The sequence below is a fragment of the Jatrophihabitans telluris genome (assembly GCF_023516435.1).
Lineage (GTDB): Bacteria > Actinomycetota > Actinomycetes > Mycobacteriales > Jatrophihabitantaceae > Jatrophihabitans_A > Jatrophihabitans_A telluris.
In genome coordinates this window covers 2,603,798-2,624,095 of the sequence record NZ_CP097332.1, presented here as the reverse complement: position 1 = coordinate 2,624,095, position 20,298 = coordinate 2,603,798, and the positions used below count along the sequence as shown (strand labels likewise).

Sequence of the window (20,298 nt, the reverse complement as noted above, 5' to 3'; positions counted from 1 at the left end):
ACGTGCAACGGTCGTGCAACACCAGGGCCGCAAGCAACCGTCGCAACCAACGTCACCAACGAGGAAGATGCCGGTAATCAACGGCGTCGGGACCAACCAACCCCATCAACGCCGGGCGGCAAACGTTGACACAAGGGTGCTTAACCAACGCAGCTAGCGCCACGAAGGGCGATTAGCTCAGTGGGAGAGCGCTTCCTTGACACGGAAGAGGCCACTGGTTCAATCCCAGTATCGCCCACACGAGGCCATGCGTACGGGTCCCGCGGTGTTCCGGGGCCCGCATTCGTGCCGCGCTATCGGACGCGCGACGCGCGCAGTCATGCGGCAGTCGCGCAGTGAGCCTCGCGATCAGGCTGGCCACTTCCGGCGCTGGCGCGCGGGGTCGGGGGCAACGACCTCAATCGGTGCTGGCGAGAATCAGCCGGGTCGCTTCGTGGGGCGCGTCCCATTGTGGAAAATGACCGCACCGCTGAAACCAGTGCAACGCGGCGTCGGGGAAAAGTTCGGTGGCGCGCGCGGCCTGTCTCGGCAGAGTCACCAGGTCACGACGACCCCAACCGATCGTGACCCGGCCGGGCACTGTGCCAGCGGGGGCTCCCTGTTGCTTGGGTCCCTTGATCAGGGCGTTCAAGGCAGCGCCAGTCGACGGGGAGTCCGCCAGCCCGCGCACGTCGGGCAGCACGGTCTCGCGCGAGAGCGCCCAGGGCCGTGCCGAGAACTGCGCCAGCAGCAAAGTCCTCCCGACAGGGCTGCCGAGCAGCGCTGGCAGCCGGCCTCGCAACGCTTGGACCAAAGCGATCGATGGCCGCAGCGTGGCGCCGAAGACGGCGACCTCGCGGTCGCTCCAGAAGCCGCCCGGGTCCAACGCCACAGTGTCACCACCAACGCCGCGCCGCGCGAGCTCGAGCACCATACGCCCGCCCATCGACTGGCCGACGGTCGAGACCCCGTCCAGGCCCTGTTCGCGGATGAAGTCCACGACGGAGTCGGTCAAGGTGGCGATCGAAACCTCACCGGTCAGCGGCGGTGTCTCGCCGAACCCCGGGAGGTCGACGGCGATCACCTCACGGCGCTCGGCCAGCTCGTCGAGGATCGGGGACCACGATCGCCACCCAGCACCCAGACCGTGCACGAGCAGCAGCGGGCTGCCGCTTCCTCGTCGTACGTGATTCAACGCCACACCAGAAACCCTACTCACCCGGAGCTCGGGTCGTTCGTCGCGCTGTGAACCGCGCAGCCATACCGGCGTTGCACGCCGGTTGCACCGAGGGTCCGCGGCAGCTCGCCGGGTTGTCGCTCGGGGGACAAATGCCAGGGGAGCAGCGTCCACACGTCGCAGTGATCACTGCCGAGGGTGTGTTTGGCTCAAGCCGCCACGGGCCGTGTCCACCAGCGCCGCAAGATTCGTATCGCGGCCGCCGAGACCGGCGCGTGCTGAGATCGACCTGGCGACTCCGGCGGTTGTGGTCGGGACATTTTCCGATGCCAGTCGACACTCGCTCGTTCATGCCCTCACCACGAGCGTGCCGCCCTGGTGAGGAGGTCGAGCTCCCGGCGCGGGATCTGCCATGTAGGCACGGATTTCGCGATCGGGTCTGGGCCCGATTCGGTCGACTCGGGTCGTCAGCACGAACGGGTGGCAGCGGTTAGGGAGCGTGTGCGCAGTCACGCGGGGTAGCGCAGGATCGCCTCGTGTCCGAGGAGTCGTCCAGGAATGAGGTCAACGTAGAGGTGCAGCACGGTCAGCGCCTGGTCGCAGCCGACATCGCGGGGGTCGGTGCGCAGGAACGCGGTGAAGGCGCTGTGCTCGTTCATACCGGACCTCCTCGGTGCTTGCCGCGGGTCTGCCCTCCGGTGGTGTCGGGCAGGTACCCGTTTGCGACCAGCGCGGCGTGTAACTTACCCGGGGCGTCGAACATGGTCTTGTAGACCGCGCGCCCCGGGTCGACTCGAGCTGCACGGCCAGAGCGTCCAAGGGACCGCCGCAGACGACGATCGCCACGAGCACGTCCCGCTGGTGCGGGGTGAGGTCGTGCTTCACCGCCCGGCGGAGCGCGTCGAGCAGATCCCGGGACTCGCTGCGCTGCTCCGGGGTGAGCCCGAACCGTTCGGGTATCTATCCTCAGTCCTCGGGCGGCAACGCGACCGCTGGGGTGCGCCTGAAGTGTCGGCCCAGTTGGGTCGAGACCTCGAAGATGACAAACTTGTAGTTCCAGGTGGTGGACGTGCTCTTACCCCGGAACTGCCCGAGTCTGGCCAGGATCGCCCGATGTCTGCGTCACTGCAATCGGCCGGATCCAGTCGGCCGCGAGGACAGCCAGGCTCTCTCCTAATATCGACCGACGGCCCGCTTCCCGTGCCGCCCGAATCATTTCCTTCGTCCTTCGCGTCTTGCGGTGGACCGCCGGAAAGGCCGCGGTGCGCGGCGGTACCGGTATGAACTGCTGTGTCTTCGTGGAGCGCATCCAGGCGGTTGGCCGTTGGTGAACGGATTCACGGCTGCTTTCTGGGCGATACAAGCCCTCGCTCGACGCGCGGCTCTCGGCGCGCGGGGACTGGCACTGCCGCGGCTACTTCTTTGGCGACCTGCACCTCGCCGTCTCCGCCGCGTCGGCGCCCGAGACGATCACGCCCTGGTCACGCCCCTTCCCTCGGTCGAGATCACCCGACGGGACAGCGGGGCGTGCTGTGCGAAGCCGCCCTCTAGCGCGTCGAGGAAACCGTCCGCCACGTCCTAGTCGTCGGGAGGTCGATGACCGGGCGAGGCAGCCACCGCAGCCCGGCTTCCGCACCAGACGACTCAGCGAATAACCAGCCGACCAGAGCGGTTTTCAGGTACGGACGCTCTCAGGAGGGCAAGGCCGGTAAATACTATTCGAGGCTGCGCGTGCTTTCGGATTGGCTATTGCGCATAAGAGTTTGCTGTGGCAAAAGTTGTGCGGGCGAGCTGTTGACAGGGGTGTTGTTGGCGCAGATGCTGTCGTCATCCTGTGGGCCGTTAGGCCCCTTTGTTATGAGGAGCCTGAATGGCTGCAACATCCCAGTTGAGAAGGCCTGTGGCGATTCTGTCGGCACTGCTGCTGGCGGTCGGTCTGATGCTCGCTGGCCCTAACAGCGCCGGTGCCGCGACCGACCCGTACAACACCGGTGTGACGGTGAATCCGCTGAAGGCAGGATGCGAAGCTGCGGCCCCGACCTGCAACAACGTAGGCACCACGAACAGCTTTTTCAACGGTGAAGACATCAAGCTGCTCTACTCCCAGAACTTCTACTGCGACACTTCGGTGAGCAGCGCCGCGTCCAGCAAGTGCGAGGCCGGCGCCAAGTACAGCAAGTTGCCGCCGGGCACCGCTGCCGGAGCGGTCGACCCGCTGTACATCCCGATTCCGCTCGGCTTCACGCCGGTGCCGTCCTACGTGCAGTGCCAGGCGACCCCGATGTGCATCGACCACCCTTCGACGATCGACCTGTCCCGGATCGCGGGCGCGCTGCCCGGTGCTCCGACGCCGGCTTCGGTGCAGAACGCGATGCTGCCCGGCCATGACCACATCATCACGACCCGCAACAACGACCAGCCCGAGTGGTGGCCGGTCGTCGCGGTCGGCGTGACCAACCAGGCTGCGTGGACGGCGATCACCACGGCCAAGAACTACGCGACCATGCAGGCCTTGGAGGGCAAGCCGAGCTCCGGGGTCACCGGCGAGATTCCGACCAACGTCTTTCTGTGGTTCCAGGCGCTGCCGGGCCATGTCAACCCGGCCGATGCCTCGAAGAACTTCGACCAGGCTCCGCCCGCCGCCGCCAACGGTCTGGCGATCGACAACTTGAAGAAGGACTGCGGCACCAGCGCTACCGGGTGCAACAACCCCCGTGATTACGTGGGTCAGACCCGCGCCTGGATCGGGAACGCGAGCACCGCACAGGGTTCGAACGTGAACCTGCTCTATTCCAGCCCGTTCTTCTGTGACACATCCGTGCAGAAGGCAGGTGCCAATCCGTGCGAGGCCGGTCAGAAGCCCAACAAGGTTCCGCCGGACATCACCTCGGCTCAGTTCACCGACCCGCTCTACATCCCGACGCCGCTGTTCAAGCAGCCGGTCAACGATCTGCAGTGCCCGACCGGCCTGCCGTGCATCGACCACCCGATGAGCGCTGACCTGTCTCGGCTGGCGACCGCTCTCGGCGCCCCTGCCAGCGCGTTGGCCAACTTCGCCCTGCCAGGTCACGACCACATCATCACCGACCGGAACAACAACAATCCGGAGTGGTGGCCGGTCACCGTCATCGGCGTCACGAACCCGGCGTCGTTCGCACTGATCTCCCAGGCACACAGCTACGCCGAGGTGAAGAAGCTCGAAGCCGACCCGGCCAACGGCGTCCTCGAGGTCCCGACGAACATCTTCCTGTTCTTCCAGACCGTCCCCGGAACCGGCGTGGCCACGGCGGCGTTCACGCCGACGCCGGTGGGAGCGCCGAACACCGGTGGCGGATCTACCGCCGGGTTGCAGCACCAGAGCCTGCTCGACTTCGGCGTTCTGCTGCTGCTCGGTGCCGGCGGTGCGCTGATGCTGGCTCGCCGTCGACGCGACACGATGGCTGGCTGAGTAGCGGCGTTGCCACTCGCTGAACCGACCGGGGCCATCGACATGGCTCTGGTCGGTTCGGCGTGACACGAGACGAGTAGTGAGGGCGGGTGGACATGGTCGAGCGTGAGTCCGACGACCCCGCATTTCCGGAGCCCCTTCCAGCCACCCTCGCGCCCTCGAGGTTGCGTCGTCGCCGTGCCCTTGTTGGCCTGGCCGGGGTGCTCGCGATCACCGGCGCGGCCGCCGTCGTCGTCGGTCTGACCGGCCAGCAGCACGCCCCACGCCCGTCGAACTCGGCTCAGGCAGCGCCGCTGCCGAGCCCCAGCACCATTGTCCCGACGAGCGCAGGGTCGTCCCCGCCGCGCCAGGCGACGACGAAGCCGACCCCGTTGAAGATCGTTCCCAAGCCGACGGTGATGTCGCGGCCTGCGTTGCCGCCGGTGCAGGCAGGCTTGTCGCTGGCGAGCTCCCCGCCGGTGGAACTGACCATCCCGGCGATCGGCGTCGACACCACGCTCATGAATCTCGGACTCAATCCCGACAGCACCGTGCAGACACCGCCGTTGAGCCGCAACTCGATCGCCGGTTGGTACGAGCTGTCGGCCACCCCTGGTTCACTCGGCGCCTCGGTCATGCTGGGGCACGTCGACTCAGCCGCCTACGGAGCCGGCGTGTTCTACCGACTCGGTGCGCTCAACCCCGGTGACCATGTCGATGTACGACGCCAGGACGGAACCGTCGCGGTCTTCCGCGTCGACCGGGTGGCCGAGTACCCGAAGAGCCAGTTTCCCACCGCGCTGGTCTACGGCCAGACGAGCTACTCGGCACTACGACTGGTCACCTGCGGGGGCTCATTCGACACCACCACCGGCAACTATCGCGACAACATCATCGCCTTCGCCAGCCTGGTCTCGAGCCACCACGCCTGAATCCCACCACCGCACAGGACCGTGCGCCATATCCGCGGCATCCACGCCCTATAGGCCAGGGCGCGGAGCTGTCACGGGGTGCGCTTCCTGGCGTTGGCCGAGGCAGAGGAAGTAGCGGTAGGTGGTGCCGTGGCGGCTGGTGTGGTGAGTAACGATGAGGCTTGACCCGTAGGCGCCGCAGTAGAGGGTCGCAGGCGCATCCCACACCCCTCGCCTTGACCACCAACCGCGCTGCTACGGTCGGTTGGGGTCACATGTGCATTTCGAACCAGACCATCTTTCCCGTGGGCGTCGGCTGCACACCCCACGTTGACCTCAGTGCCTCGACGATGCGCAGGCCTCGGCCGTCCATCTGGTCGGGTCGAGGCTCGATGACGGGGCTGAACGGCATGCTGTCGCCGTCATCATGGACACCTATGGCGATGCCAGCCGCGAGGTCACGGACAAACAACCAGAACGCGGGCCGCCCGTGCAGGATGGCGTTGGCGACGAGTTCGGACGTGGCGAGCATCGCGTCGGCGAGGAAGTCCCCGGGTAGGCCGGTGGCGCGCTCTTGCAGGAACAGGCGAGCGAATGCGGCAGCCGAGGTATCCGATGGGAGCGGCACCGTTGCCGACCAGTCGCCGGGGGCGGCGCGGACGCCTAGCCCGTTGTGGGCACCCGAATCGCGCATGAGGCTCATTATTGCGCCATATTGCGCCGGGCCGCCGCAAGTCGCCGAATGCCCTCAAAATGGTTGTGGCCAGATCGAGGCCATCAAACCAGCTACTGCCGAGCCGAACTCGGCTACGCTCCACGCGTCCAACCAAAGGCAGCACAGAGGCAGGCGCTCGCAGTGATGCTGTCCGACATGCTCGCCCAGCGGCCCCAAGCCTGGGAACAGGACGTAGCCCGCCGCCTGAACGGCGACCTTCGGGACGCCGTTCAGGCGTTGATGGAAATGTATGACCGGATCGCGCCAGCGATCTGGGCGTACGCCCGAGCCCGGACCAGAACTAGACGCGGCGCACGCGCGGTTACCCGCGAAACATTCGTCCAGGCCTTCATGCACCCCGATCTGTTCGATGGTCGAATCTCGATCGCGGCGCGGATGTTCCTCGTCGTCCATCTGCTGACGGAGCGGCCAGTCAGCACCCAGTCCAGCCGGCTGACGCGACGTTTCCGGCGCGACCGGGCGGCCGTCGCGACAGGCGTCTTTTAGTCGTGGTGGAGGGCGCGGGTAAAGATGGCCTGGAGCCTGGTGTTGAGGTCGTTCGCGGCCGTCACGATCAGTTGGTCCCCGGGTAGCAGGGTGCTGTCGCCTCGGACGGGCACGGGTTGGTTGCTTCGCACGATCAGGCTGATCCATGCGTCTACGGGGAAGTCTGGTAGGTCCTCGATGCGGCGGCCGTCGGCTTTCGATCCCGGGGAGACGGTGAAGCGGTGCACCCCGTCGGGTTCCTCGGCCAGCCGCACTCCGAGTGCCCACGGCTCGGGTTCGCTGACGCGCATCGGCAGGTTCAGCCAACCGGCGACGGTGGGGACGAGGCTGCCTTGGACGAGGACGGAGAGCGCGACGACGATGACGATGATCCCGTAGAGCCGCGGAGCCTGCTCGATGTGGGCGGCAAGGATGAAGCCGCCGAGAAGGATCGGCACCGCGCCTTTGAGGCCGGCGAACAACACGAAGGTGCGTTCATTCGGCCTGAGCCGAGCTGGGATCAGGCATATCGCCACGAACACCGGCCGGATGACCACGGCGAGCACGACTCCGATGATCAGCCCGGGCACCCAGACATCGGTCTGGATGAGTTGATGCAGGTCGACTGTGAGGCCGAGGGCGATGAATGCGACGATCTCACCGAGGCTGGCCAGCGCGGAGTGGAAGCGTTCGATCTCGCGCTTGTACGGTGCGCGTTCGTCACCGAGCAGAATGCCGGCGACGAAGACGGCCAGGAAGCCCGAGCCGTGCGCCAAGGTTGCGGCTCCGAAGAGGATGAACGCGCAGGCCAGCGTGCGCAACGGGTACAGGCCTTCGCTGGGCAGCGGCACCGCGCGGATGAACCACAACACCAGCCGGCCGCCGAGGATCCCGACGGCCGCGCCGACACCCATCTGCAACACGAACTGCCCGGTCACCTGCCCGAACGCGCTCGCGTCCAGGCTGCCGGCGCTGATCAGGCTGGCCATCAACGCGATCCCGACCGGGTCGTTCGCGCCCGATTCACCTTCCAGGATGGTGCCGCTGCGGCCCTCGACCTCACGTTGCCCGAGGACGGAGAACACGACCGCCGGGTCGGTGGGCGAAATGGCGGTCGCGACCAGCAACGCGAGGTACCAGGCAAGCCCAAACATGTAGTGGATGAACGCCGCGGTGGCGGCGGCGGTGAGGAAGGTGCCCAGCACGCCGGTCACTGCGATGGGGACGGCCGCGGTGCGGAACCTGGGCCAGCCCATGTTCAGGCCGCCGTCGAACAGAATGCAGACCAAGGCGACAGTGACCAGCCGCTCGACCAGCCGCTCGGGCGGCACATGTAGGACGGGGATGGCGTTGACGGCGATCGTGGCAGCGACCAGAACCAACAGCGGGGCGGGAATCTTAATGCGTTCGGTGAGTCGGTTGGCCAGCAAGGCAACCAGCCCGACCCCGGCGATGAGCAGCACCAACCGGGCGAAGGTATAGGTATCGGACATGGCTCTCCGGGGCTCGGGTTGCATCCGCGGGAAGCAGGTGCTCAGGGCAGGGCGAAGACGTTGCCGACCAGACTTCCCGGCGCACCGGAGCCGATCCTAGTCCAGCCGATGCTGCCGGGATGGTCAGCGGATGGTGTCGGCCTCGCCCGGCCACAGGTGTCGGCGGCGTGGGCGAACGCCGTCATCGCAGCCGCGAGCGCGGCCTGCTACGGGGGGCGAGAGCTGGGTGAGCACGGCGGAGAGTCGCGACGCCGCCTGGCGGTCACGGTGCGGACGGTTCGACGTCCTGACGCGGTGAGGGTCAAGTGGGTTTCGCGTCGGTTGTCGGCATGCACCGAGCGTTCCACGAGGCCTGCGGCCACAAGTCGGTCGACCATCCGCATCGCCGTCGGGGATGCAACGTCCAACGCAGCCGCGAGCGCGGTCAGGTTGGTCGTCCTGTTCGTGGCCTCGAACAGGACAACGAGCATCCGGAACTGCGGCAGCGTCACGCCCTTGGCGGCGGCGATCGAGCGGGCCGATACTGCGACGAGGGCTCGTGAGGACCGCAGCACTGCGTCGAACACGGCGTCCAGGTCCCGCGTCGCGTCCTCCCGGGCGGTGTCTGTGATTAACCCGCTGCCCCCGACGTCGGCTCGGTGAGCGTCATGTCACCAGTCTCGCAATGGCTTGCACACAATAATCTTTGCATACCGCAAATGTGACGTCGATGCCGATCAGCCTTTCACGCCTGAAGCAGCTACGGTCAGAGCGAGTCGGGCTGTTGAGCCTCGCGGTTCTGGTCGGTGTGGGCGCAGGCCTGGGTGCTGTGGTGTTCCGGTACATCAGCGACGGGTTGACCCGCGGGTTCACCGGATACCCGGACTACGCCGGGCACGGTCACGCCGGCAACCCCCACCTGCCTGCGTTGGGCCCATGGTTCGTGCTGCTCACCCCCGCCCTCCCTGGCGTCCTCTACGGCCCGCTGGTCTACCGCTTCGCCGCGAAACACCGGGCCACGGCGTACCCGAGGTCATGGTCGCGGTAGCCAGCAGCGGCGGCCGTATCCGCCCCCAAGTCGCCGTAGTCAAGGTGGTCGCGTCCGCGCTGTGCATCGGCGGGGGCGGATCGGTCGGGCGGGAGGGACCGATCGTGCAGATCAGTTCCGCCCTGCGCCAGCTCATCGCCCGCACCGACACCGTCGAGGACTGCCTGGTTGATGAGCCCGGGACGCGAGCCCGTCCGGTGCCTTCACCGTGTTTGCACTGGGCGCCCCCCGCTGATTGGGCGGCCCGGCTCAACCGCTTCATCCATCTACCAGCCGTGCAGGCTGTACTCCGTCGGTCTGCTCGTGCGAGCCTTCGGTCAGCGCTGGTGCCGCTCTCGATGTGGCCGGCGAGTGCGGCGGCGACGGATTGGTCTGTGGATTCCTGCGCCGGGCTGGGCTGGGATTTCTGGAGCGACGGCGATCCAGCCGGGCCCGGCGACGTAGAAGGCATCCCAGCTCCGCACAGCTGTCTCGGTGGTTTCCTGGCAACCTGGCACCCGTCGACCTGGTCGGCAAGCGCGGCGGCTTGGCGCCCGTAACCGGTGTCGCTGCGGGGGATGCCCGCGGATGCGGATGCGGTGGCCCCGATGTCCGCAGGCCGGATACCGATACCGGCGGCGTGGTCCGGGTGGGCTGGTGCGCGGCAGCCGATGAGGAGCGCTGCTGCGGCCGCGGCGAGGAAGGGTGCCGCGAGCGGGGGTGGCGGGTCATCGCGTGTCCTTCTCGCTGAGGACCAATGCGGTTTCCAGCAGCAGGGCGTGGACGAACGCTTGGGGCAAGTTACCGCGGAGTTGTCGTTGATTGATGTCGAATTCCTCGGCGAGCAGGCCGGGTGGTCCGCTGGCGGAGCGGTTACGTTCGAACAGTCGCACCGCGGCGGCGTGGTTTCCTTGGTGTGCTTCGGCAAGGGCGGTGATGAACCCGCACAGCACGAATGCGCCCTCGGTGTCGCCCAGCGGGCGGCCGGGTTGCTGGTAGCGGTAGACGTAGCCCTCGACGCTGAGTTGGTCGCGGACCGCGGCGAGCGTGGCGTGGGTACGGGAGTCATCGGCGCGGAACGCGCCGCGCACGGCGGGCAGCAGTAGTGCGGCGTCGACGCCGTGTTTGGTCGGGCTGCGTTGCCAGGCGCCGTCGGCTCGCAGACAGCGGCGGCTCGTTTCTGCGGTGATGGTGGCCGCCAGCCGGGTGAGCCGGTCGCCGTCGCCGAAGGCTGGGACGGCCGCGGCGCGGCGCAGGCCGGCGACGCAGGCCAGCCGTGAGTGGGTCCACCAGTCATCGTGCAATTCCCAGATGCCGGCGTCGGGCTGCTGCCAGCGGGCCTCAATGACCGATATCGCAGTTTCGACTGCCGTGATCAGGTCCCGATCGATCATTCCGTGTCCGGCGGCGGCGGCGAACAGCTGCAGGGCCTCGCCGGGCGCGTCGAGCTGGAACTGCTCGTTGACCCAGTTGCCGCGCACGTCGGCACCGCCGGGGTATCCGGGCAGCGGGAGCCGGGTTTCGTCGGGGACCCGGCCGCCGCCGGCGGTGTAGGCGGGTTTGAGGTTGGCCCCGTCGGCGGCGAGCGCACCGGCGACGAAGTGGACGGCGTCGCTCAGCAGCCGGTCCGGCCCGTGCGCGGCGACTGCCAGGCCGGCGTAGCACTGGTCGCGGATCCACACGTAGCGGTAGTCATAGTTACGTCCGGCTTTCGCCTTTTCCGGCAGCGACATGGTGGCGGCGGCGACCATGCCGCCGCCCGAGCCGGTGAGCCCGCGCAGCACGGCGTAGCCCTGGCGCGCGTCGCGCGGTGCTGCCGAGTCGGTGAAGTCGGGCACGCTGGCCGCCCAGGTCGACGCAGTCTCCCGCCAGAGTTCGCCTGCCCGCGGGGTGGGCTCGCCGTCCCGGTCGCTGATCTGCAGCACCAGGTCATGGTGCGCCCCCGCGGCCACGGTGATCTCCAGAGCGAGCTGGCCGTGCCCATCCAGGACCGCATCGGGGGCGCCGGTCCAGCGGAACCGTAGCCGCCCGGAGCGGCCGGTCCACGTTCCATCGGCGTCACGGCTCAGGCTGTGCATGCCGTCCTGGCCGAACCGGGCGCGAACATCGAGTAGGACCCGTACCCGCGCCGGATCGGCGGAGGCCTCGATCCGGCGCAGGATCACCGCGCAGTGTTCCTGCGCGGGCATCGCGAGCGCGTCGCGGCATTCGATCACCGCGCTGTCAGTGACCCACCGGTTGCGCCAGATCAGCGACCCGGGCTCATAAGAGCCGCCCCAGACGTGCCGCTCGGTCGGGGTGACGGCGTACCCTCCGGCGCCGCCGACCAGGGTGGAGAACACCGCGTCGTCATCCCAGCGCGGCGCGCACAGCCAGGCCAGGTCGCCGTGCGGGCCGCAGAGCGCTCCGCGCTCGCCGTCGGCGATCAGCGCGTACTCGCGCAGCACATGCGGGGCCATGTCGGACAGTCGCGCGGTCATCGGCGGGGCTCCGGCACCGCGTGTCTGCTGGCCACCGCGCCGGCGCCCGCGAACGCGGCGCTGGCCAGCGTCGGCCGTCGCCAGCGTGGGCTGCGGGCGGCGATCAGCAACATCGAGGCGGCGTGGATGGCGTCGACCGCGCCGCCGACGTCGATGACGACGGGGCTGCCCGACAGCGCCACGGCCGAGCCCTGCACACTCAGCCGGGCGCCCAGGATCCGGGCGATCCACCGCGCTGAGCGGGCGTCAGGTCCGGTGAGTTCGTTCAGCGCAGCCTGCGGCCGTGCGAGCAGCACGAGGCCGACGCAGGCCTGGGCGGCGCCGAGCATTTGATGTCGGGCGAGGCTCACCGTCGTGCCCCGCGCAATACCAGCGCCGCGCCGAGCAGCGCCCCGGCTGCCGCGCCGAGCAGCCCGTGGTGGCGTGAGGCGAGCAGTTGCGGATCCAGGGTGTGGGACCGGTCATCGAAGCGACCGTGGGTGCCGAAGTCGCGCCCGTCCGGCCCGTCGGCCGGCTCCCATAGGTTCACCGGCTCGTTCGGGTCACGGCGGGTGGCCCGCTGCTGGGCGGCGAAGCCGGTCTTGGCCAGGTAGCGGTCCAGCAGTCCGGGCGCGATCGCGTTGGCCGCCAGGGTGGCCATCGTGGTCGAGCCGACCCAATATTCGCGCCGGTGAGGATGCTCGGCGGCGTGCAGCACCGCAGCCGCCGCGACCTCGGGCTGGTAGATCGGTGGGACGGGCTGGGCCTGGTGCGGCAGTCGGGACAGCAGCCAGGAGAACTGCGGGGTGTTGACCGCCGGCATCTGCACCATCGTGACGTTGATGCCGCTGTGCTCGTGCAGCAACTCGCAGCGCAGCGATTCGTGAAAGCCCTGCACGGCGTGCTTGGCGCCGCAATAGGCGGTCTGCAGCGGGATGCCCCGGTAGGCCAGTGCCGAGCCGACCTGGACGATCGTGCCGCGGTTGCGAGGCCGCATGTGCTCCAGCGCGGCCATGGTGGCGTAGACGTAGCCGAGGTAGGACACCTCGGTCGCCCGCCGATACTCAGCGGGGCTGATGTCCTCGAACCGGGCGAAGACGGAGGAGAACGCTACGTTCACCCAGACCCGGATCGGGCCGAGCTCGGCCTCGACCCGCTGAGCGGCCGCAGTCACGGCATCGGCATCGACCACATCGACCGGGATGGTCAGCGCCGCGCCGCCGGCCTGCTCGACCTCCGCCGCAGCGGCCTTGAGTCCGGTCTCCCCGCGCGCCAGCAGCGCCACAGTCGCCCCGCGCCGCGCGAACGCCAGAGCACTGGCCCGTCCGATGCCGGCGCTGGCCCCGGTCACCACAACCACATCGCCGCGCTGAATGGCTGCCCTGCCCATCATGTCCTGCCTTCCATGTCACATCCGAATAAATTTGCTTGCTCTTATCGTTGCAGTACGCAATGATTGTATCGAGTGAGCGAACCGGATGTGCAACCACTCGGCACCGACGAGGCGAAATCACGCTGTTGCGGGCCGCGGAGAGGGAAATGGAAAGCGATGACCACCGACGAACTCCGCACACGCGGTTCCATCATCGGCCTGCTCTCCGGGACCGGCGCGGACCTGGTCCGCGCCACCGTTATCACCCAGGCCGTCCCGGACCGGCCCCCGCTGCAACTGAACGAGCTCGTCGCCCCCGTCTATGACCACGCCGCCCACCTGATCGACTGGCGGCTCACACCGCATCATCCGGACCAGAAGATCGAGGACGCCGAGATCAGCGCCTTCCGCAGCTGGCGGGCCTCCTTCACCGCCGAACGGCTCCTCGGTGAGCGGGCGCTGATCCGGGCCTTCCTCGACTGGACTCCACCGCAGTGCGACACCCGCGCCCTGGACGTGCTGCGCCTGCCCAGCGCGCACGTCGACTTCCACACCGCCCTGGAAATGCGGCTACAGATCGACCAGGCCCGCAAGATCGTCAACGCCAGCACCGAACACGGCTACGGACTCTTCACCGCAGCCGGACGCCGCAGCGCCTCCCGCGCCCTGATCCCCACCGATCCGCCCACCGTCCTGCTGGCGACCGCCGAAGCCGCCCTGACCATCGGCCCCGGCGGTCTTCGCCTTCAGCAGACTGCGGCGGACAACGACACCGTGCGACTGCGCGGCTGGACTGCACATGCCGATGGCATCCGGGCCCAGACCTCTACCGGCGAGATATACCTCGCAGAGAGCGCCGCCGCTCGCCTGCTGCGGGCCGCGGGCCGGCACGCCGACGACGTCGAGGTCCACGAATGCCCGTTGTCGACCCTGCTGGCGCCGCTGCTGGTCTTCCTGCGCGACGCCACCGAACTCGCGGGCAACACCGGCGCCGCCCTGCACATCCGCTCCGGCTGGAGCTAGGCGCCCACCGCTGCCCAGCGGCACAACCTCCGCCGCACCGTCGACCCGGATGGACATTCATGAACCTGGTTCCGCTCGAAGTACCCGCCGTCCTGCAGGCTCACCGCGGGCATCTGACAGGCAAGGTGGAGCTGGCCGATCCGGCCGGGAAGATCGAACTGCTGCAGAAGGCACTCGACCAGGCGTGCGACTACGGCCAGCAGCTGTGGCACCAGCTCGACGCCCAACGGCGCTACCTGCTCGGCTGCCTGCCGCCCGCCCCACCGCTGGACACCCCCCATCCGATCGCCAGCGGCGCCTCACCCACCGGCCCGGGCGACGAGACCGGCTGGGAGCACTGGATGACCGCCTACGCCGAGACGACCTCGACGCTGGCCGGCCCACGCGGGGACTCCGGCTACGGCCGCACCGAAGCCGAGCACGAGATGCGCACCCGCTGCCGGGCAAGGCAGGATCTTGACTGAAATCGCATCGGGAGCTGCCCAGGTCGCTGCGAGACGGTCGAAAACGACCCATGGGAGAACCCGATATGGTCACGCTGAAAGTGCTGGTGATGGTCGCCGCAATCGTGGGCGTAGACCTGCTCCTCCTCCGCCAGCATGGTAGGCGGCGGCTGATGGTCGACGTCGTCGGACTCGTCCTGACCTTCAGGGCGTTCCATCTCCCGTTCGCCCGACCGAGCTGACGTCGCAGGCTCATCGGCGGCCTGCGGGCCATCGTGTTGTCGAGCGAGCTACGGCGCTTCCTTGGTGCCCACCCGGATCAGCCAGGCGTTGACCGGATAGGCGGTCGGGAAGCCCAGGACCATCCCGATCTGCATGCCGAACCAAGACACCGGCCAAGCGGATACAGGTGGTGCGGCGCTGGGAACGGCGCCAGTGCCCGCACGGCCATCCCGCGAACAGGCCGATCTCGAACGCGGTCAGCGACAGGAGGTCGGCCTTGGCCACGGCTTTAAGCCCCGGCCAGAACTCAAGCCGCGCATCGGGTGACCGCGAAGAACTGACGTACCAGCCCCAGCAGGACGGCCAGGACGCAGTCACCGGCGTACTCGCCGAGCAGCGTCTGCCGGCAATCGTTGCCGCGAGGAAGGAGATACCGAACTCGGCGAGGACGTCGCCGAGTGTGCAGCCGGCGCCGCAGTGGCTGACCCGACCGCGACCGCGGCCCAGCGGGGCTTGTCGGGGCGGTCCCGACACCCTGCTCGCGTTGCCAGGCCGGTGAACTGGTGCGTCCCAGCGGCGGTAGCCACACCGCTACCGGGTCGAGGTAGAGGGCGGTGACCGGCCAGACCCAGTTCATGATCGGCACCTGCTGGCGGAACCCGCGACCGCAGATGTCGATCAAGATCAGCGTGCTGCACAGCAGCGCCACGGCCAGTGAGCCGCAGACGAGCGCGGTCAGCCATGGGCCAGGCATCAGGTCGCCTCGGGATCCGTGCCCTCCCGGACGATCGGCGAGACCATCGGCGGACGCGGGGGGCGAACCGCAGTAAGCACTGCTTGGTGGGTGAGCCATCCGACAACCTGCGCACCGCCGGCATCCAGGACGGGCACACCGCCGGGCGCGTTCTCGAGCACGTCGAGGGCGTCGTCCAGGTGCTGGTCGGCGCGGATGGTCTGCGGCAGTTCCACATGATCACCGACCACAGCGATGTCGTGGTTGCCGTCGGCGAGGGCGTCAGCCACGGCCCGGGCGCTGATCACCCCGCGGTAGCAACCGCGGTCGTCGAGGACCGGCAGCTGACCGTGTGTGGAGCGTCTGAGGTGCTGGGCCGCCTCGATCAGCGTGCGGTTCTGGGTGACTGACTCGCCGGCCGGTTCCATGACCTGCCCGGCCGTGCCTGTGACGAACGGCAGCCCAGCGGCGCCGGGCTCGTCCAGATCCACGCCGCGGCGGCGCAGTTTGAGGGTGTAGATGGTGTCGCGGGAAAACAGGTGGCTGACACCGGTGGCAAGGACGATCGCGGTCATCAGCGGCAGGATGATCGAGTACTCCCCGGTCAACTCGAAGAGGATCACCACCGCGGTGATGGGCGCGCGGGCTGAGCCGGCGAACACCGCGCCCATTCCGATCAGCGCGTACGCCCCGGCCGGGCCCGCGGCGCTTGGGATCAGGTGGTGCAGGCCCTGGCCGTAGGCGGCGCCCAGCATGGCCCCGATGAACAGGCTCGGCGCGAACACCCCACCGGAGCCGCCGATGCCGATGGTGAGACTGGTCGCGACCGCTTTGCCGACGAGCAGCAGAATCAGGAAGGCGATCGCGTACTTGCCGGCAATCCCGTTACCCAGCACCGGGTAGCCCACCCCATACATTTCCGGCAGCACCAGCAGCAGACCGCCGAGCAGCAGGCCGCCGACCGCCGGGCGCAGCCATTCCGGGCCGCGCCAGGCCCAGTCGCACGCATCCTCGATCCAGTACAGCACGCGGGTGAAGCCGACACCGACGACACCGGCGATCAGGCCCAGCAGCGCGAAGAGCAGGTACTGCGACAGGTGGTCCACGGTGAAGGCGGGTAGGTGCAGGAACGGCTGGTTACCCAGCGCGGCCCGGCCGATGACGCTGGCGGTGACCGAGGCGAGCACGACCATGCCGAAGGCCTGGCCGTTGAAGTCGCGCAGGATGAGCTCCATGGCGAAGAACACCCCGGCCAGTGGCGCGTTGAACGTGGCCGAGATGCCGCCGGCGGCACCGCACGCGACCAGCAGCCGCATCCGCTCCTCACTCACCTGCATCACTCGTCCCAGCGTCGAGCCGAGCGCGGAGCCGATCTGCACAATGGGACCCTCCCGGCCGACGGACCCGCCGCCGCCGATGCACAGCGCCGAGGCCAGGGCCTTGACCGCCGCGACCTGCGGCGCGATCCGGCCACCCTTGCGCGCCACGGCGAACATCACCTCGGGTACACCGTGGCCTCGGGCTTCCCTGGCGAAGAAGTGCACCAGCGGCCCGTACAGCAATCCCGCCACCACCGGGGCGAACAACACGAACCAGCGGCCCAGACCCGGCACGTGCGGGTTGGCGACGTGTCCGAGGCCCGCGTAGTCGGCGTGCCCGGACAGCGCCAGGGTGAAGCTCGTGATCAGCCACCGGAACACGACCGCGCCCGCCCCGGCACCCGCGCCGACCAGCAGGCTCAGGGCGAGTAGACCCGTACTCGAGCCGCGTAGCGTGGTTAGCAGCCGCTCCCGGCCGAGTTGCACCGGCAGGGCACGGGAGAGCGCGCGCTGGCGGGGATCGCTGCCGCTGTCGGTCAGGTCCGCTGATGTCATGCTTGTAGTATGCAACGGTTGCGTTATGCTTGGGAAATGGAGACAGGGTGTCGGTGAGTAAGCCAACAGCCTCGACGGCCCGACGGCCGCGAGCGTCCGCCAGCGACGTCGACGAGCTGGTAACCGCGGTCCTCGGCGCCTCCCGCGTCCTGGTCGGGGTATCGGCGCGATCGCTGTCCGACATCGAGGACGCGGTCACGCTCACCCAGTTCCGCACCCTGGTCGTGCTGAGCAACTCCGGGGAGATCAACCTCAACCGCCTCGCCGAACTGCTCGACGTGACACCATCTACGGCGATGCGCATGATCGACAGGCTGCTGGCTGCGGACCTGGTGACCCGCCGCGACAACCCCGCCAACCGGCGCGAGGTCGTGCTCGGCCTCACCGACGGCGGCGAGCAGCTCGTGCGCCAGGTCACCGCCAAACGCCGCCGCGAGATCGCCCGCATCGTGACCGCCATGCCCGAAGCGCAACGCAACGACCTCGTCGACGCGTTGCGGGCCTTCGCCGACGCCGCAGGCGAGCCCGAACCCCGCTCAGCAGTCGGCACAGCCGTGGGCTGGTAACCACCAGCGCTCATTCGGTCACCCCGCCGGGTGGCAGGGGAGGTGCAGGTAGACACAGCCGGCTGATCCACAGTCAGCGCAAGCCTATGATAGGTGTCGTGCCGTCCTCGCCGGGTGCCAGCTCGCCCTCCACGCCGGTTGATGGCAGGCCGCAGGTGCACTTCACCTCCACTCGTGGCTGGATCAACGATCCTTAAGGCGTCCGCTTCGTCGACGGCCGGTACGTCCTGCACTTCCAGTCGCTGCCCGGCCAGACCGTATGGTCCCCCGAGATCTCCTGGGGCACGGCGACTTCAGACGATCTCGTGCACTGGCGTCAGACCGATGCCTCACTGGTGCCAGGTCCCTTCGAGGTTGGCTGTTGGTCGGGATGTGTCGTGACCAACGATCAGGGGCAGGAGTGTGCCTTCTACACGCGGGTGCGCACGAATGCGCTGGACCGCGCCCAGATCGCTGTCGCGAGACGGGCCGAACATCGCTTGGCGTGGATGTCTTCGGAAGTCGACGTGGTAGTCGACGGGCCCCCCGATGAGTGCGTGATCGCGTTTCGGGATCCGTTCGTCTGGCGCTACGGGCAGGGCTGGCTCATGATCGCCGGCGCGGGGCTCGCCCACGGTGAAGGTGCCGTGCTGGCCTATCGTTCGACGAATCTGCTGGCGTAGGACTACGTCGGGGTCTTCGCCCAGGGGCATCAGCCGAACCGCCTTCGGCGATGGGACGGCCTCAGCCATCAGGTTTTGGCGCTGACCGGTTCCTCGGAACGTTCGCTGATGTAAGGGGCGTCGTGGCGGATTCGGCGTCGCCAGGCAAACATCGCGATGCCGAGGAGGAAGACGATGATGGAGGTCCAGTCGTTGAGGCGCAGGCCGAGGATGTGGTTGGCGTGGTCATGGCGCAGGGCTTCGATCCAGCCTCGTCCGGCGGTGTAGCCCATGACGTAGAGCGCGAAGAGCTGCCCGGAGCCGAGTCGCCAGCGTCGGCTGACCCAGATCAGGATCAGGGCGAGGCTGATGTCCCACACCGACTCGTACAGGAACGTCGGTTGGAACAGTCCGGCCACGGTTGCGCTGCTGTGACAGACTTGCCCGCCGTCGGCGGTCCCGAACGGTGTGGCGTGGCCGGTGATGATGTCCAGGCAATGCACCCGCAGGCCCCAGGGCAGGCTGGTCGGTCCGCCGTAGAGTTCGTTGTTGAACCAGTTGCCCCACCGCCCCAATCCCTGTGCGGCGACGACGCCGGGGATGACGACGTCGGCGAACACCGAGAGTCGGATGCCTTTGCGGTGGCAGCCGATCCAGGCACCGAGTCCGCCGAGGGCGACGGCGCCCCAGATGCCCAGGCCGCCGTCCCAGATCTTGAGTGCGTTGAGCGGGTGCTCGCCGTGTTTGAAGTACAGCTCGGGGTCAGAGATCACGTGGTACAGGCGTCCGCCGATGATGCCGAACACGATCGCCCAGCCCGACACGTCCCACAGGTCGCCCTCGCGCCCGCCGACGGTGCGCCACCGGTTCGCCGCCACCCGCAGCGCGACGGCGATTCCGGCGACGATGCACAGGGCGTAGGCGTGGATCGGCAACGGTCCGAGATGCCAGACACTCTGGGCCGGGGAAGGCAGATACGCCAGCGGCTTTTCTGTCATTGCGGTCAGGGTCATCGCGACCAGCGGATCAGCACGGTGTACGCGCCAGCCATCAGGGCGACGATGATGACGACACCGGCCCAGCCCAGACCGGCGACCGCGAACACGAGCACCGCAAACACAATTAAGGCCGCGGTCAGGACCCATCCGCGCACTGGCGGACCGGGCGAAACAGGTGGCGACAGTTCCGACGGGATGGGGGAGTCGGTCATGCCGACTTGCCGTTCGGTTCGGCCGACTGGTCGGACCCGTCCAGTCCTTCGAGGCGCTCGATGCTTTCCAGGCGTTCGACGAGCCGGCTCAGCGACGGCAGGGTCGCGAGGATCGCGGTGCGGTCTTTCTCGGCCAGGTCGCTGAACGCGGCGTCCAGGCGGCGGCCGTTGGCCTGCATCCAGCCCTGTAGCTGCTCCTGCCCGGTGTTGGTGAGGTGCACGGTGACGGCGCGCCGGTCGTACTGATCGACGCGGCGGTCGACCAGTCCGGCCAGGACCATCTGCTGCAGAACGTTGCTGACGGTGTTGATGGCCAGCTTCTGGCGGGCGGCGAGTTCGGTGACGCGCAGGCCGGGTTCCTCGGCCAGGCGTTGCAGGATCTCGACCTGGGCCATGGGCAGGCGCTCCCAGGGGAACTCGCTGCGGATGCTGGAGCGCAGGATGCGGCGCAGCCGGTTGACGACGTCAGCCAATGCCCAGACCTCTACTGAAGTCGAGCGATCCGGCTTGGGGGTCTCTGGTCGGCGGGCCACGCCAGTATGATAGCGCTGCGCTAGAATA

At 68.4% G+C, this 20,298-nt stretch carries 21 protein-coding genes, 1 tRNA gene and 2 pseudogenes; 10 read left to right on the top strand and 14 right to left on the bottom strand.

Features of this window, described 5'->3' with window-relative positions; all coding sequences use genetic code 11:
* Positions 1-166 precede the first annotated feature (166 nt).
* A tRNA-Val gene (locus M6D93_RS12210) sits at positions 167-238 on the top strand.
* 159 nt (positions 239-397) lie between these two features.
* Here M6D93_RS12210 and M6D93_RS12205 read toward each other — a convergent pair.
* Both M6D93_RS12205 and M6D93_RS12200 read right to left on the bottom strand, forming a co-directional pair.
* Entirely contained in the window at positions 398-1,180 is a 783-nt protein-coding gene (locus tag M6D93_RS12205; protein ID WP_249769505.1) for an alpha/beta fold hydrolase, read from the bottom strand.
* Positions 1,181-1,665: 485 nt separating this feature from the next.
* Entirely contained in the window at positions 1,666-1,815 is a 150-nt protein-coding gene (locus tag M6D93_RS12200) for a hypothetical protein (RefSeq protein ID WP_249769504.1), read from the bottom strand.
* Between the two features lie 1,241 nt (positions 1,816-3,056).
* On the opposite strand from M6D93_RS12200, the gene M6D93_RS12195 reads away from it, so the two are divergent.
* Together M6D93_RS12195 and M6D93_RS12190 are read left to right on the top strand one after the other, a co-directional pair.
* Entirely contained in the window at positions 3,057-4,604 is a 1,548-nt protein-coding gene (locus M6D93_RS12195) for a hypothetical protein (protein ID WP_249769503.1), read from the top strand.
* A 95-nt stretch (positions 4,605-4,699) separates the two neighbouring features.
* Positions 4,700-5,515: a class F sortase gene (locus tag M6D93_RS12190; RefSeq protein WP_249769502.1), complete on the top strand. Its 816-nt coding sequence runs from the start codon at positions 4,700-4,702 to the stop codon at positions 5,513-5,515.
* Positions 5,516-5,765: 250 nt separating this feature from the next.
* Here M6D93_RS12190 and M6D93_RS12185 read toward each other — a convergent pair whose 3' ends face one another.
* Positions 5,766-6,188, bottom strand: a complete 423-nt coding sequence (locus tag M6D93_RS12185; protein WP_249769501.1) for an ATP-binding protein — start codon at positions 6,186-6,188, stop codon at positions 5,766-5,768.
* 162 nt (positions 6,189-6,350) lie between these two features.
* Here M6D93_RS12185 and M6D93_RS12180 point away from each other — a divergent pair, with 162 nt between their 5' ends.
* Positions 6,351-6,716 (top strand): hypothetical protein, encoded by a 366-nt coding sequence (locus tag M6D93_RS12180; RefSeq protein WP_249769500.1) that lies wholly within the window; start codon positions 6,351-6,353, stop codon positions 6,714-6,716.
* Here the strand turns inward: M6D93_RS12180 and M6D93_RS12175 are convergent.
* Positions 6,713-8,188, bottom strand: a complete 1,476-nt coding sequence (locus tag M6D93_RS12175) for a potassium/proton antiporter (protein WP_249769499.1) — start codon at positions 8,186-8,188, stop codon at positions 6,713-6,715. The genes M6D93_RS12180 and M6D93_RS12175 overlap by 4 nt on opposite strands.
* Positions 8,189-8,394: 206 nt before the next feature.
* A complete protein-coding gene (locus tag M6D93_RS12170) occupies positions 8,395-8,754 on the bottom strand; it encodes a MarR family transcriptional regulator (protein ID WP_249769498.1) in 360 nt (119 codons plus the stop codon).
* A 143-nt stretch (positions 8,755-8,897) separates the two neighbouring features.
* Here M6D93_RS12170 and M6D93_RS12165 point away from each other — a divergent pair.
* Positions 8,898-9,358 (top strand): annotated as a pseudogene (locus M6D93_RS12165) (chloride channel protein); the annotation flags it as partial.
* 564 nt (positions 9,359-9,922) lie between these two features.
* Here the strand turns inward: M6D93_RS12165 and M6D93_RS12160 are convergent.
* Genes M6D93_RS12160 through M6D93_RS12150 form a run of 3 tightly spaced genes read right to left on the bottom strand, consistent with a single transcriptional unit; the run spans position 9,923 to position 13,043 of the window.
* A complete protein-coding gene (locus M6D93_RS12160) occupies positions 9,923-11,674 on the bottom strand; it encodes a glycoside hydrolase family 15 protein (protein WP_249769496.1) in 1,752 nt (583 codons plus the stop codon).
* Complete coding sequence (locus M6D93_RS12155) at positions 11,671-12,024, bottom strand: hypothetical protein (protein WP_249769494.1); 354 nt, start codon at positions 12,022-12,024, stop codon at positions 11,671-11,673. The genes M6D93_RS12160 and M6D93_RS12155 overlap by 4 nt, the downstream gene beginning before the upstream one ends.
* Positions 12,021-13,043 carry an SDR family oxidoreductase gene (locus tag M6D93_RS12150; protein ID WP_249769492.1) on the bottom strand — a complete coding sequence of 341 codons (1,023 nt, stop codon included), beginning with the start codon at positions 13,041-13,043 and terminating at the stop codon, positions 12,021-12,023. Before M6D93_RS12150 ends, M6D93_RS12155 begins: the two co-directional genes overlap by 4 nt.
* A gap of 159 nt (positions 13,044-13,202) precedes the next feature.
* Here M6D93_RS12150 and M6D93_RS12145 point away from each other — a divergent pair, with 159 nt between their 5' ends.
* Genes M6D93_RS12145 through M6D93_RS12135 form a run of 3 tightly spaced genes read left to right on the top strand, consistent with a single transcriptional unit; the run spans position 13,203 to position 14,733 of the window.
* Positions 13,203-14,048, top strand: a complete 846-nt coding sequence (locus M6D93_RS12145) for a hypothetical protein (protein WP_249769490.1) — start codon at positions 13,203-13,205, stop codon at positions 14,046-14,048.
* A gap of 59 nt (positions 14,049-14,107) precedes the next feature.
* Entirely contained in the window at positions 14,108-14,512 is a 405-nt protein-coding gene (locus tag M6D93_RS12140) for a hypothetical protein (protein WP_249769488.1), read from the top strand.
* A gap of 50 nt (positions 14,513-14,562) precedes the next feature.
* Positions 14,563-14,733, top strand: coding sequence for a hypothetical protein (locus M6D93_RS12135; RefSeq protein WP_249769486.1), 171 nt, complete (start codon positions 14,563-14,565; stop codon positions 14,731-14,733).
* A gap of 48 nt (positions 14,734-14,781) precedes the next feature.
* On the opposite strand, the gene M6D93_RS19395 is transcribed toward M6D93_RS12135, so the two are convergent.
* From M6D93_RS19395 to M6D93_RS12125, 3 genes and pseudogenes are all read right to left on the bottom strand, one after another.
* On the bottom strand, positions 14,782-14,883 hold the full coding sequence (locus M6D93_RS19395) for a DUF4396 domain-containing protein (RefSeq protein ID WP_283818577.1): 102 nt from the start codon (positions 14,881-14,883) through the stop codon (positions 14,782-14,784).
* Positions 14,884-15,007: 124 nt separating this feature from the next.
* A pseudogene (locus tag M6D93_RS19635) lies at positions 15,008-15,247 on the bottom strand (hypothetical protein); the annotation flags it as partial.
* Positions 15,248-15,466: 219 nt separating this feature from the next.
* Complete coding sequence (locus M6D93_RS12125) at positions 15,467-17,320, bottom strand: chloride channel protein (protein ID WP_249769484.1); 1,854 nt, start codon at positions 17,318-17,320, stop codon at positions 15,467-15,469.
* Positions 17,321-17,373: 53 nt separating this feature from the next.
* Here M6D93_RS12125 and M6D93_RS12120 point away from each other — a divergent pair, with 53 nt between their 5' ends.
* Entirely contained in the window at positions 17,374-17,886 is a 513-nt protein-coding gene (locus M6D93_RS12120) for a MarR family winged helix-turn-helix transcriptional regulator (RefSeq protein WP_249769483.1), read from the top strand.
* Positions 17,887-18,113: 227 nt separating this feature from the next.
* The gene (locus M6D93_RS12115; protein ID WP_347343632.1) at positions 18,114-18,548 is read left to right on the top strand and encodes a glycoside hydrolase family protein; all 435 of its coding nucleotides are present in this window, start codon (positions 18,114-18,116) and stop codon (positions 18,546-18,548) included.
* Positions 18,549-18,616: 68 nt separating this feature from the next.
* Here M6D93_RS12115 and lgt read toward each other — a convergent pair whose 3' ends face one another.
* The 3 genes from lgt to M6D93_RS12100 are packed head-to-tail and all read right to left on the bottom strand — an operon-like array spanning position 18,617 to position 20,270.
* Complete coding sequence (gene lgt / locus M6D93_RS12110; protein ID WP_249769482.1) at positions 18,617-19,525, bottom strand: prolipoprotein diacylglyceryl transferase; 909 nt, start codon at positions 19,523-19,525, stop codon at positions 18,617-18,619.
* A gap of 11 nt (positions 19,526-19,536) precedes the next feature.
* The gene (locus tag M6D93_RS12105; RefSeq protein WP_249769481.1) at positions 19,537-19,737 is read right to left on the bottom strand and encodes a hypothetical protein; all 201 of its coding nucleotides are present in this window, start codon (positions 19,735-19,737) and stop codon (positions 19,537-19,539) included.
* Positions 19,734-20,270, bottom strand: a complete 537-nt coding sequence (locus tag M6D93_RS12100; protein ID WP_249769480.1) for a MarR family winged helix-turn-helix transcriptional regulator — start codon at positions 20,268-20,270, stop codon at positions 19,734-19,736. The genes M6D93_RS12105 and M6D93_RS12100 overlap by 4 nt, the downstream gene beginning before the upstream one ends.
* Between the last annotated feature and the right edge of the window lie 28 nt (positions 20,271-20,298).

Excerpts from the sequence above, each read along its gene's own strand:
- M6D93_RS12200 (WP_249769504.1), bottom strand. The coding sequence starts at position 1,815 with ATGAACGAGCACAGCGCCTTCACCGCGTTCCTGCGCACCGACCCCCGC.
- M6D93_RS12190 (WP_249769502.1), top strand. The coding sequence starts at position 4,700 with ATGGTCGAGCGTGAGTCCGACGACCCCGCATTTCCGGAGCCCCTTCCA.
- M6D93_RS12185 (WP_249769501.1), bottom strand. The coding sequence starts at position 6,188 with ATGCGCGATTCGGGTGCCCACAACGGGCTAGGCGTCCGCGCCGCCCCC.
- M6D93_RS12175 (WP_249769499.1), bottom strand. The coding sequence starts at position 8,188 with ATGTCCGATACCTATACCTTCGCCCGGTTGGTGCTGCTCATCGCCGGG.
- M6D93_RS12160 (WP_249769496.1), bottom strand. The coding sequence starts at position 11,674 with ATGACCGCGCGACTGTCCGACATGGCCCCGCATGTGCTGCGCGAGTAC.
- M6D93_RS12150 (WP_249769492.1), bottom strand. The coding sequence starts at position 13,043 with ATGGGCAGGGCAGCCATTCAGCGCGGCGATGTGGTTGTGGTGACCGGG.
- M6D93_RS12145 (WP_249769490.1), top strand. The coding sequence starts at position 13,203 with ATGACCACCGACGAACTCCGCACACGCGGTTCCATCATCGGCCTGCTC.
- M6D93_RS12140 (WP_249769488.1), top strand. The coding sequence starts at position 14,108 with ATGAACCTGGTTCCGCTCGAAGTACCCGCCGTCCTGCAGGCTCACCGC.
- M6D93_RS12135 (WP_249769486.1), top strand. The coding sequence starts at position 14,563 with ATGGGAGAACCCGATATGGTCACGCTGAAAGTGCTGGTGATGGTCGCC.
- M6D93_RS12125 (WP_249769484.1), bottom strand. The coding sequence starts at position 17,320 with ATGACATCAGCGGACCTGACCGACAGCGGCAGCGATCCCCGCCAGCGC.
- lgt (WP_249769482.1), bottom strand. The coding sequence starts at position 19,525 with ATGACAGAAAAGCCGCTGGCGTATCTGCCTTCCCCGGCCCAGAGTGTC.
- M6D93_RS12105 (WP_249769481.1), bottom strand. The coding sequence starts at position 19,737 with ATGACCGACTCCCCCATCCCGTCGGAACTGTCGCCACCTGTTTCGCCC.